The organism is Aquabacterium sp. A7-Y, from assembly GCF_026153205.1.
Taxonomy (GTDB): domain Bacteria; phylum Pseudomonadota; class Gammaproteobacteria; order Burkholderiales; family Burkholderiaceae_C; genus Caldimonas.
Genome location: NZ_JAPFBW010000018.1, coordinates 123603 through 134506 on the forward strand (window position 1 = coordinate 123603; position 10904 = coordinate 134506).

11 protein-coding genes and 1 pseudogene are annotated in these 10904 nt (G+C 71.6%); 8 read left to right on the top strand and 4 right to left on the bottom strand.

The genetic code is table 11. The features are described 5' to 3' along the window. Positions 1-137: 137 nt before the first annotated feature. The 7 genes from OOT46_RS17350 (at position 138) to OOT46_RS17380 (ending at position 6079) form a co-directional block, all read left to right on the top strand. The gene (locus tag OOT46_RS17350; protein ID WP_265404886.1) at positions 138-707 is read left to right on the top strand and encodes a hypothetical protein; all 570 of its coding nucleotides are present in this window, start codon (positions 138-140) and stop codon (positions 705-707) included. A 208-nt stretch (positions 708-915) separates the two neighbouring features. Beyond that, a complete protein-coding gene (locus tag OOT46_RS17355) occupies positions 916-2442 on the top strand; it encodes an FAD-linked oxidase C-terminal domain-containing protein (RefSeq protein ID WP_265404887.1) in 1527 nt (508 codons plus the stop codon). Positions 2443-2481: 39 nt separating this feature from the next. Further along, positions 2482-3576: a glycolate oxidase subunit GlcE gene (glcE, locus tag OOT46_RS17360; RefSeq protein ID WP_265404888.1), complete on the top strand. Its 1095-nt coding sequence runs from the start codon at positions 2482-2484 to the stop codon at positions 3574-3576. Between the two features lie 21 nt (positions 3577-3597). Beyond that, positions 3598-4857 (top strand): glycolate oxidase subunit GlcF, encoded by a 1260-nt coding sequence (glcF, locus tag OOT46_RS17365; protein WP_265404889.1) that lies wholly within the window; start codon positions 3598-3600, stop codon positions 4855-4857. Positions 4858-5034: 177 nt separating this feature from the next. Further along, a complete protein-coding gene (locus tag OOT46_RS17370; RefSeq protein ID WP_265404890.1) occupies positions 5035-5223 on the top strand; it encodes a CsbD family protein in 189 nt (62 codons plus the stop codon). 66 nt (positions 5224-5289) lie between these two features. Next, entirely contained in the window at positions 5290-5472 is a 183-nt protein-coding gene (locus OOT46_RS17375; RefSeq protein ID WP_265404891.1) for a hypothetical protein, read from the top strand. Positions 5473-5572: 100 nt separating this feature from the next. After that, entirely contained in the window at positions 5573-6079 is a 507-nt protein-coding gene (locus OOT46_RS17380; RefSeq protein WP_265404892.1) for a pyridoxamine 5'-phosphate oxidase family protein, read from the top strand. A 22-nt stretch (positions 6080-6101) separates the two neighbouring features. Here the strand turns inward: OOT46_RS17380 and OOT46_RS17385 are convergent, their stop codons facing one another. Beyond that, a complete protein-coding gene (locus tag OOT46_RS17385; protein WP_265404893.1) occupies positions 6102-6992 on the bottom strand; it encodes a transglycosylase SLT domain-containing protein in 891 nt (296 codons plus the stop codon). A gap of 212 nt (positions 6993-7204) precedes the next feature. Here OOT46_RS17385 and OOT46_RS17390 point away from each other — a divergent pair, with 212 nt between their 5' ends. After that, entirely contained in the window at positions 7205-7840 is a 636-nt protein-coding gene (locus tag OOT46_RS17390; protein ID WP_265404894.1) for a DsbA family oxidoreductase, read from the top strand. A 9-nt stretch (positions 7841-7849) separates the two neighbouring features. On the opposite strand, the gene OOT46_RS17395 is transcribed toward OOT46_RS17390, so the two are convergent. The 3 genes and pseudogenes from OOT46_RS17395 to OOT46_RS17405 form a co-directional block, all read right to left on the bottom strand. After that, positions 7850-8125, bottom strand: a complete 276-nt coding sequence (locus OOT46_RS17395) for a hypothetical protein (protein WP_265404895.1) — start codon at positions 8123-8125, stop codon at positions 7850-7852. Between the two features lie 4 nt (positions 8126-8129). Then, a complete protein-coding gene (locus OOT46_RS17400; RefSeq protein ID WP_265404896.1) occupies positions 8130-9197 on the bottom strand; it encodes a Bug family tripartite tricarboxylate transporter substrate binding protein in 1068 nt (355 codons plus the stop codon). A gap of 145 nt (positions 9198-9342) precedes the next feature. Then, positions 9343-10904, bottom strand: a pseudogene (locus OOT46_RS17405) (DEAD/DEAH box helicase); the annotation flags it as partial.

Below are 10904 nucleotides of genomic sequence, written 5' to 3' on the forward strand. Positions count from 1 at the left end.
GGAGCTGAAAACGCCAGTGTATTGACATCTTCCCCGCCCTCGACAACGACGCTGCCCGCGGCATCTGGGCGTGTCCCGCCGTGCGCCGCGCGCGGCCTGCCGGGGAACTGTCCGCCGCCGCGGCGGTCGAAACTCCGATGAGCCCTGCTCCCCGCCCCTGGTCGCTGCGTCCCGCCCTTGCTGCGGCCTTCTTGGCCATCGCCGGCTGGACAGCCCAAGCCGTCGCGGCCGGACCAGCCGGCGGCAGCCAGGCCATCTACCAGCAGCGCCTGCCCGACGGCAGCATCTTGCTGACCGACCGCCCGGGCCCGGGCGGCGTGATCCAGCGCTCCTGGGCCCTGCCGGCCGAGGACCCGGCGTCGGCCGCCGCGCGGCGTGCGGCCGGCCGGTCCGAAGCGGCCGAAACGCAGGAGCGGCTGCAGCGCAGCATCGAGTTGCGCCAGCGGCTCGATGCCGAACTGGAGCTCGAACGCCTGCGGCGCGACCAGGCGCTGGCCGTCCTGAGCGCCGAGCGCGAACGCGCCGAACGTGAGCGTGCCGAACGCGAACGCTCGGCCGAGTTGGATCGTCCTGCGGTCGTGGTGGTGCCGGGCTGGCAGCATCGGCACCCGCCGCACCGGCCGCCGCGCACGCAGCGCCCCTGGCACCCGCCGCAGGACGAAGAAACGCAGCGCCCGCCCGAGCCGCGGGTGCCGCTGCGCCGCTGACAGCGGGCCCCCCGGCGTCCGCGGCCGCCGCTTTTTTTCACTTTTGTAGCCAGGTCAAAACCGCTTTGACTCAGGAAACGGCCGCGATCCGGGCAAAGTTCAGTTCCGTCTCAGCCCGCCGCAGTTACAGTCGCAGCCACGCCGTTTGTACGGACGGTGCCGGCCCACGGCCGGCCGGCGCCGCCGGCTCGATCCACAGGAGAGAGACATGAATGCCCCCGCGAGCCCGGAGGCCCTGACCCCCGAGGCGGGCACCGCCGTGCCGGATGCCGAACGCACCGAGCGCCAGGCCGCCGTCGTAGCGGCGTTGCGCCAGGTGCTGCCGCCCCACGCGCTGCTGTGGCGGCGCGAGGACACCGTCCCCTACGAATGCGACGGCCTCACCGCCTACCGCGAAGTGCCGCTGGTCGTCGCGCTGCCCGAGAACGAGTCCCAGGTCGCCGCCGTCCTGCGCGCCTGCCACGCACTGAAGGTGCCGGTGGTGGCGCGTGGTGCCGGCACCGGCCTGAGCGGCGGCGCGCTGCCGCACCGCCTGGGTGTGACGCTGAGCCTGGCCCGCTTCAACCAGATCCTGAAGGTGGACCCCTATGCACGCACCGCCACGGTGCAGAGCGGCGTGCGCAACCTGGCGATCAGCGAGGCCGCAGCCCCCTACGGCCTCTACTACGCGCCCGACCCGAGCAGCCAGATCGCCTGCACCATCGGCGGCAACGTGGCCGAGAACTCCGGCGGCGTGCACTGCCTGAAATACGGGCTGACCTTGCACAACGTGCTGAAGGTGCGTGGCTACACGGTCGAAGGCGAGCCGCTGGAGCTGGGCGGCGACGCGCTCGACGTGCCCGGCCTGGACCTGCTGGCGGTGTTCGTCGGCAGCGAGGGCATGCTCGGCGTGGTCACCGAGGTCACGGTGAAGCTGGTGCCGCGTCCGCAGCTGGCGCGCTGCATCATGGCCAGCTTCGACGACGTGCGCAAGGCCGGCGAGGCGGTCGCCAACGTCATCGCCGCGGGCATCATCCCGGCCGGGCTGGAGATGATGGACAAGCCCATGACCGCTGCGGTGGAGGACTTCGTGCACGCCGGCTACGACCTGCAGGCCGAGGCCATCCTGCTGTGCGAGAGCGACGGCACGCCCGAGGAGGTGCACGAGGAAATCGGCCGCATGGTCGACGTGCTGGTCGGCTCGGGCGCCACCCGCGTCGAGGTCAGCCGCGACGAGGCGCAGCGCCTCAAGTTCTGGAGCGGGCGCAAAAACGCCTTTCCCGCGAGCGGCCGCATCAGCCCGGACTACATGTGCATGGACTCGACGATCCCGCGCAAGAAGCTGGCCGACATCCTGCTGGCGATTGCCGAGATGGAGAAGAAATACGGGCTGCGCTGCGCCAACGTCTTCCACGCCGGCGACGGCAACCTGCATCCGCTGATCCTGTTCGACGCCAACGACCCCGACCAGCTGCACCGCTGCGAGCTGTTCGGCGCTGACATCCTCGAGACCAGCGTCGCCCTCGGCGGCACCGTCACCGGCGAGCACGGCGTCGGCGTCGAGAAACTGAGCTCGATGTGCGTGCAGTTCGCGCCCGCCGAACGCGAGCAGATGGTCGCGCTCAAGCGCGCCTTCGACCCGGCCGAGCTACTCAACCCCGGCAAGGTGATCCCCACGCTGCAGCGCTGTGCCGAGTACGGAAAGATGCACGTGCGCAAAGGCCTGCTGCCTTTCCCCGACCTGGAGCGCTTCTGAGCGCCGCCTGCCCCCACCCGCCAAGAAATACCCGCTTCCGTGTCCACGACCACTCCCGAGCTGCAGCAGCTCATCGACAGGGTCCGCTCGGCGCAGGCCGACGGCCGCCCGCTGTCCATCCAGGGCGGCGGGACCAAGTCCTTCTACGGCGAGCCGGCCTCGGGCGAGCCGCTGGACGTGCGCAGCCTCACCGGCATCTCCAGCTACGAACCGACCGAGCTGGTCGTCACGGCGCGCTGCGGCACCCTGCTGACCGAGCTCGAGGCGGCCCTGGCCGAGCAGGGCCAGTGCCTGCCTTTCGAGCCGCCCCGCTACGGCGAGGGCGGCAGCGTGGGCGGCATGGTGGCCGCCGGCCTTTCCGGTCCCGCGCGCGCGGCGGTCGGCTCGGTGCGCGACTATGTGCTGGGCGCCACGCTGCTCAACGGCCGCGCCGAGGTGCTGAGCTTCGGCGGCCAGGTGATGAAAAACGTCGCCGGCTACGACGTCTCGCGCCTGCTGGCCGGGTCGCTGGGCACCCTGGGCGTGATCCTCGAGGTTTCGCTGAAGGTGCTGCCGGTGGCCCCCGCCACCGCCACGCTGCGCTTCGAGATGGACCAGGCCAGCGCGATCCAGCGCCTCAACGAGTGGGGCGGGCAGCCCTTGCCGCTGAACGCGAGCGCCTGGTGGGACGGCATGCTGGTGCTGCGCCTGAGCGGCGCGCAGGCAGCCGTGCAGGCTGCGTCGCGCAAGCTGGGCGGAGAAACGGTGGCAGTCCTGCCAGCCGCTGCCTTCTGGAGCGGGCTGCGCGACCACAAGGACGAGTTTTTCACCAAGGCCCACGCCGCGGTCGAGGCCGGAGCCAGCCTCTGGCGGCTCTCGGTCGCGCCGACCGCGGCACCGCTGCAGCTCTCGGGCGAGCAGCTGCTGGAATGGAACGGCGGCCAGCGCTGGCTGTGCACCTCCGCGCCCGCCGCGCTGGTGCGCGACGCGGCCCGTGCCGCCGGCGGCCACGCCACGCTGTTCCGCGGCGGCGAGCAGCGCCGCGAGGTGTTCGCGCCGCTGGCGGCGCCGCTCGACCGCATCCACCGCGACCTGAAAAAAGCCTTTGACCCCGCGGGCATCTTCAACCCGGGCCGCCTCTATCCAGGCCTGTGAGAACCGCGCGCCACACCGATCATGCAAACCCATCTCGCTCCCGAGTTCCAGGGCACCCCTGAGGGCGAAGAGGCCCAGGCCATCCTGCGCAGCTGCGTGCACTGCGGCTTCTGCACCGCCACCTGCCCCACCTACCAGCTGCTGGGCGACGAGCTCGACGGCCCGCGGGGCCGCATCTACCTGATGAAACAGGTGCTCGAAGGCGAGCCGGTCACGCGCAGCACCCAGCTGCACCTGGATCGCTGCCTGACCTGCCGCAACTGCGAATCGACCTGCCCCTCGGGCGTGCAGTACGGCCGGCTGGTCGACATCGGCCGGCAGATCGTCGAGGAGCGCGTCGAGCGGCCGCGCGGCGAACGCGTCGTGCGCACCCTGCTCAAGGAGGGCCTGACCTCGCCGCTGTTCGCCCCCGCGATGAAGCTGGGCCAGGCGGTGCGCCCGCTGCTGCCCGCCGCGCTCAGGAACAAGGTGCCGGCGCGGGACCAGACCGGCCGCGCCCATCAGTGGCCCACCCGGCAACACGAGCGCAAGGTGCTGATGCTCACGGGCTGCGTGCAGCCGGCCATGATGCCCAACATCAACAGCGCCACCGCCCGGGTGCTCGATGTCGCCGGCATCCAGACCGTGGTGGCCGACGAAGCCGGCTGCTGCGGCGCCATCCGTGCTCACCTGAACGACGCCGAAGGCGGCCTCGCCGACATGCGACGCAACATTGACGCCTGGTGGCCGGTGGTGGTGCGCGGCGGCGTCGAGGCCATCGTGATGAACGCCTCGGGCTGCGGTGTGACCGTGAAGGACTACGGCCACCACCTGCGCCACGACGAGGCGTATGCCGAGAAGGCGCGGCGCATCAGCGAGCTGACACGCGACCTCTCGGAACTGCTGCCGGATCTCGTCCCGCGTCTCAAGCCCCACCTGCCGGCCAGGCCCGCAGGTGGCCGGGAAGCGGCCCCGCGCATGCGTGTCGCCTTCCACCCGCCCTGCACCCTGCAGCACGGCCAGCAGCTGCGCGGCGGCGTCGAGGCCGGCCTGCGTGAACTGGGTTTCGAGGTCGAGCTCGCCACCGGCGAATCGCACCTCTGCTGCGGCTCGGCCGGCACCTACTCGGTGCTGCAGCCCGAGATCGCCTACCAGCTGCGCGATCGCAAGCTCTCCCAGCTGCTGCCGCGTCAGCCCGAGGCCATCGTGTCGGCCAACATCGGCTGCATCCAGCATCTGCAGACGGGCACCGAGACGCCCGTGAAACACTGGATCGAGGTGCTGGACGAGGCACTGGCCTGAGAGGCGGCTGAGGCGGCCGCGCCCGCCTCAGCGGTGCGGGCCGCGGCCCTGTGGTGATTTGTCCTACACCCACCCGCAGACCGGCCGACAGGCAGGTCACGGCGGGGGGCGCAGAGTAGAGCTGTCGGACGGGCCAGTCCCGATCCGTCACTACTCACTCTGGAGAAAGGACACGCCATGAATCGAGATCAAGTCAAGGGACGTGTTGAGCAGGCCAAGGGCAAGGTCAAGGAAGTGGCCGGCCGCAGCACCGACAACCACAGCCTGGCAGCCGAAGGCCGGGTCCAGAAAGGCGCCGGCAAGCTGCAGGGCGACTACGGCGACGCCAAGGAGCGGGTCAAGGATGCTCTCGACCGCCGCCACTGAAGGCGTGAGCCCCGCCCGGCCGCCCGAAGGGGCTCGGACCGCAGTGCGCAGCACGGAGGTGACCCAATGAGCGCCCTGCGGGCCCACACCGAGCCGCCGATGCCGCCGACGGTGCCCGAGCCGCCCCCGGCGCCGCCCGAGGTGCCGCCGCCGGGCCCGGAGTCGCCGCCGCCGCCGATCGACGATCCGGTACCCAACAACCCCGTGCCGATCCACGAGCCCCCGGTGATGCCGACCCCGATGGCCTGAGACCGAGGCACCGCGAAGGCGGCAGCCGGCGCCCGGCTGCCGCCTTGACTTCCGGCTCGTGCCTTGCGCGCGACCTTGACCCTCAAGACGGAGAAACCGAATGGCCTTGCTACACGACACCTCACCGCAGCAACGACTGTGGGACATGATCCGGGACATCCGCTTCGGCATGATGACCACCCGTCACCACGACGGCCAGCTGCGTTCGCGACCGATGACCACCCAGAACCGCAGCGTCGACGAGGGCGGCGTGCTGTGGTTTTTCGTCTCGCGCAGCAGCGAGGCCGGCATGGACCTGCACGACGACGGCGCAGTCAACATCGCCTATGCCGACCCCGACAAGGACCGCTACATCTCGCTGGCCGGCTTCGCCCGTTTTGTCGACAACCCGGACAAGAAAAACGAGCTGTGGAACAGCGCCACCCAGGCCTGGTTTCCGAACGGCCCGGACGACCCCGACGTGGGCCTGCTGGCAGTGCACGTCGACCACGCCGAGTACTGGGACGTCGAGGCCAGCAAGATGGTGCAACTGTTCAAGATGGCCAGGGCGGCGGTGACCGGCGAGCGCCCGCGCGACATGGGCGACCACCGCGAAGTGCGGCTCTGAACCGCAGCCCTGCGCGACGCTTTCAGGAACCGCCGCGGGCCTCGCGGATACGCCGCAGTGCGGCCGAAGGGCGCGCCACGCCGGCGTCGAAGGGGTGGGCCTCGGCGCCCACTGCCGCGAGGATGCGACGCACGTAGGCGCGTGTCTCGACATAGGGCGGCACGCCGCGATAGCGCTCCACCGTGCCTTCCCCGGCGTTGTAGGCCGCGGCGACCAGGCGCACGTCGCCCTCGAAATAAGCCAGCAGCCAGCGCAGGTAGGCCAGCCCGCCGCGGATGTTCTGGGCCGGGTCGTAAGGGTTGCGGACCTGGAAGCGCGCCGCCGTCTCCGGGATCAGCTGCATCAGTCCCTTGGCGTTGCGCGGCGACAGGGCCACGCTGTCGAAGTTCGATTCGGCTTCGATGATGGCCAGGGCGAGCGCGGGCCAGACCCGGTACTCCGGCGCCAAACGCTGCACCAGCTCGACGATGTGGCCCGGCGCCCCGGCCGGGATGCGAGCGGGCGCCACGGCGGCCGGGGCCGTCGCGGGGGCTGGCGCAACCGGCTCGCGCATGCAGGACGGCACCTCGCTGGAAGGCCCCCCGACGGCCTGCAGCATGCGCAAGGCCTGCTCGTGACCCTGCTCGGCCGCCGCGTGGAAAAAGAAGGCGGCCAGCGAGTCGCTGCGCTCGACGCCGCGGCCGTTCGCATACATCCAACCCAGGCTGTACTGCGACTCCGCGTCGCCCATGCGCGCTGCTTCACAGTACAAAGTCGCCGCACGCTGACCGTCGCGCGGCACGCCGTCGCCGTGCTCGTGGCTGGCCGCCTCGCCCCGCAGCAGCGTGATCAGCACGTTTTCGGGCGGCGGCTCGGCCGCTCGCGCCGCGGGCGCGGGCAGCGCCAGGGCAACGGCGATTGCGGCGCACGCCATCACAGCCAGGCGGCGTCCGCGCAAGGCGGGCAGAGCAGAAACGGAGGCCATGGGGATGTGAGGGGGCAGCGCCGGCTCGATTGTGGCGGGAAGCCGCGCCCGCCTCACCCCCCGGTTCAGGCGGCGCCGCCCGGCGCTTGCAAGGCGCGGCAGCGGCCTCAAGTACCTGGCTCGGACCTCTCACTGCGGCAGCTTGCCGAAGGGCGCTTTTCATGAAAATCGATTTCGTTTCCGACATCTCCTGCCCGTGGTGCGCCATCGGCCTGAACTCGCTGGAGCAGGCGCTCGCCCGGCTCGACGGCGAGCTGAGTGCCGAGCTGCACTTCCAACCCTTCGAGCTCAACCCGCACATGCCGGCCGAGGGCCAGGACATCCAGGAGCACCTGGCCGAGAAATACGGCGCCACGCCGGAGCAGAGCGAACGCAACCGGGAGGCCATCCGCGCACGCGGCGAGGCGGTCGGTTTCCACTTCCGCATGGACAAGCGCAGCCGCATCTACAACACCTTCGACGCCCACCGCCTGCTGCACTGGGCGGCCCTGGAAGGCCGCCAGCGCGAGCTGAAGCACGCCCTCTTCCGGGCTTACTTCACCGAGGGCGAGAACCCCGGCGATACCGAGGTGCTGGTGCGCGCGGCCGAGGCGGCCGGGCTCGACGGGCAGCGCGCCCGCGAGGTGCTCGTCTCGGGCGCCTACGCCGACGAGGTGCGCAGCGCCGAGCGCCACTACCTGGACCACGGCATCCACTCGGTGCCGGCGGTGATCGTCAATGACCGCCACCTGATCCAGGGCGGCCAGCCCAGCGAGGTGTTCGAGCGGGCGCTGCGGCAGATCGCGGCCGAGGGCTGAGCGCCTGCCTCAGTGTTTGGTCGGCCGCTTGAAGGACTTGGGGGTGTAGACGTTGCCCTTCCAGCTGCCGCGTCGTGCCCGGGCGATCGCCTCCTCGGCGGCCCGGGCGGCGTCGCGCCGGGCCGGGCCGCGGCGGCGCAGGGCACGCAGCCGCCACCAGGCTCCCTGCCACAGGGGACCCAGGAGGGCATCCATGCGGCGCCGCCGACGCTCGCCGATCAGCATGCGCCCCAGCATCACCAGGCACACGGCCAGCACGACGGCGGCGAAGAGCTTCTCCATCATCAGCTCACTCCATGGGAGGGATGCCGGCTTCCTTGACGGCCTTGGCCCACTTCACGGTTTCCTTGGCTGCGAACAGACCCAGCTCGGCGGGCGTGCTGGTCGTGACCTCGAAGCCGCCCGGGGCCAGCTTCTGCTGCGCGGCCGGGTCCCTGAGGCCCGCGACGACGGCCTTGTTCAGCTTGTCGATGACGGCCGGCGGCGTGCCGGCCGGCGCGTAGAGCGCGAACCAGGCGGTCATCTCGAAGCCGGGCACCACGGTGGACAAGGGCGGGATGCCGGGCAGCATCGGGTGCGGCCGGGCCGACGTCACGGCCAGGGCCCGGAGTTTGCCGCCCTTGACCTGGGGCACCGCGGTGGAGAGGTCGCCGAACACCACCTGGATGGCGCCGCCCACGGTGTCCATGATGGCGGGCGGCACGCCCTTGTAGGGCACGTGCAGCATCTCCAGCTGGTTGGCCGTGACGAAGGCCTGGCCGGGGATCAGGCTGCCGCTGGAACCCGAGCCCCAGGCCAGCTTGCCCGGGTTCTGCCTGGCATAGGCGACCAGGGCAGTCACGTTCTGCGCCGGCACCTGGGGGTTGCTCAGCATCACGAAGGGGATCTGCGCGAGCCGCGAGACCGGCGCGAAGTCCTTGATCGGATCGTGTTGAAGGCGTCGGTACAGCGAGGCATTGGCCGCATGGGTGGTGCTCGTCGCGACCAGCAGCGTGTAGCCGTCGGGCGCGGCGCGGGCCACGCCGGTGGTGCCAATGGTGCCGTTGGCGCCGGCCTTGTTCTCGACGATCACCGACTGCTTCAGGCCGCGTCCCAGCTGCTCGGCCAGCACGCGGGCCAGCACGTCGGTGGCGCTGCCGGCGGGAAAGGGCACCACCAGCGTGACCGGACGCGACGGCCAGTCTTGCGCCCGGGCGGCCGGCGGCAGTGCCAGGGCCGCCAGGGCCAGGGCCACGGCGCCGAGCAGGGCAAAACGCCGGGTCGGCCCGGCTTGGAGGGCAGCGACCGCAGAGCGGCCGCCGGTCTGCGGCAGGCTCGTCTCGACGCGACCGCGACGGGAGGAAATGGGGAACAGCATGGGGTCTCCGGAATGCGTCGCGCGGGGTCGGCGAGAGGCGCCGCGCGCATGCGAGCACGAATATAGACCGAGCCCGCCCGACCCGCACGCGGCCACGTGGAAGTCCGGGCGCTGCGGCGGCCACTGCGTCACGCCGGGCCGAATTTCAGCGCAGCGGTGCGAGCAGCCCGTCCAGGTCCTCGGCGCCGAACTTGGGGGTCGTCTCGCCGTCGCGGCCCAGCACCCCCTCGGCCAGCAGCGCCTTGCGCGCCTGCAGCTCCAGCATGCGCTCCTCGATGCTGCCCTCGACCACCAGCTTGTAGACGAATACCGGCTGGTCCTGCCCGATGCGGTGGGCCCGGTCGGTCGCCTGCCGTTCGACCGCCGGGTTCCACCACGGATCGACGTGGATCACGGTGTCGGCGGCGGTCAGGTTGAGGCCCACCCCGCCAGCCTTCAGGCTCACCAGCAGCAGTGGCTGCCGGCGCTCCTGGAACTGCCGCACGACCGCCTGGCGCTCGGCCACCGGGGTGCGCCCGGTCAGGCTCAGGCAGCGCAGCCCGAGTGCGGCCAGCTCGGCCTCGATCAGGTCCAGCATCTCGGTGAACTGCGAGAACACGAGCACCCGCCGGCCCTCGGCCAGCAGCTCCGGCAGCATCTCGCGCAGCCGCTCCAGCTTGGCGCGCGGCATGGCCTTCGGCAGGGCGGCACCCTTGACCAGCGCCGGGTCGCAGCACACCTGGCGCAGCTTGAGCAAGGCGTCGAGGACGCTGATCTGCGCACCCGCAAACCCCTGGCGCTGCAGCGCCCGCCGCACCATCTCGTCAGCCGCGATACGCACGCTTTCGTAGAGATCGCGCTGCGCGCCCTGCAGTTGCACGCGCTCGATCACCTCGGTCTTGGGCGGCAGCTCGCTCGCGACGTCCTCCTTGCGACGGCGCAGGATAAAGGGCCGCACCCGCTGCGCGAGCAGCTGCGCGCGCAGGCTTTCGCCCTGGGTCTCGATGGGCTTGCGCCACAGCCGCGCGAAGCTGCGCGTGTCGCCCAGGAAACCCGGCATCAGGAAGTCGAAGTGGGCCCACAGCTCGCCGAGGTGGTTCTCCAGCGGCGTGCCGGTAAGGCACAGGCGGTGGCGCGCCTGCAGCTCGCGCAAGGCGCGCGCGCTGCGCCCCGACGGGTTCTTGACCACCTGGGCCTCGTCGAGGATCAGCAGGTGAAAAGCCTGTCCGCGCAAGGCGTCGAGGTCACGCCACAGCAGCGGGTAGGTGGTCAGCACCAGGTCGTGCGCAGCCACGGCGGCGAAGTCGCGCGCCCGGTCGGGCCCCTGCAGCGTCAGCACCTTGAGGGCCGGCGCCACACGCCGCGCCTCGGCCTGCCAGTTGAACAGCAGCGAGGTCGGCACCACCACCAGCGCCGGCCGGTCGAGGCGGCCGGCCTGCCGTTCCACGAGCAGGTGGGCCAGCGCCTGCGCGGTCTTGCCCAGCCCCATGTCGTCGGCCAGGATGCCCCCCAGGTGCTGCTCGCGCAGGTACTGCAGCCAGGCCAGCCCGTGCAGCTGGTAGGGCCGCAGCTGCAGACCCAGACCGGGCGGCGGCGCGACCGGACGCGGCGGGCCGCTCGCCTGCAGCCGGCCCGCCAGGCCTGCAGGCCGGCCTCGCCCTGCAGCTGCCAGCGGCCCTCGTGCCCGGCGCGCTGCGCCTGGGTCTCGAGCAGGCTGAGCCGCAGGTC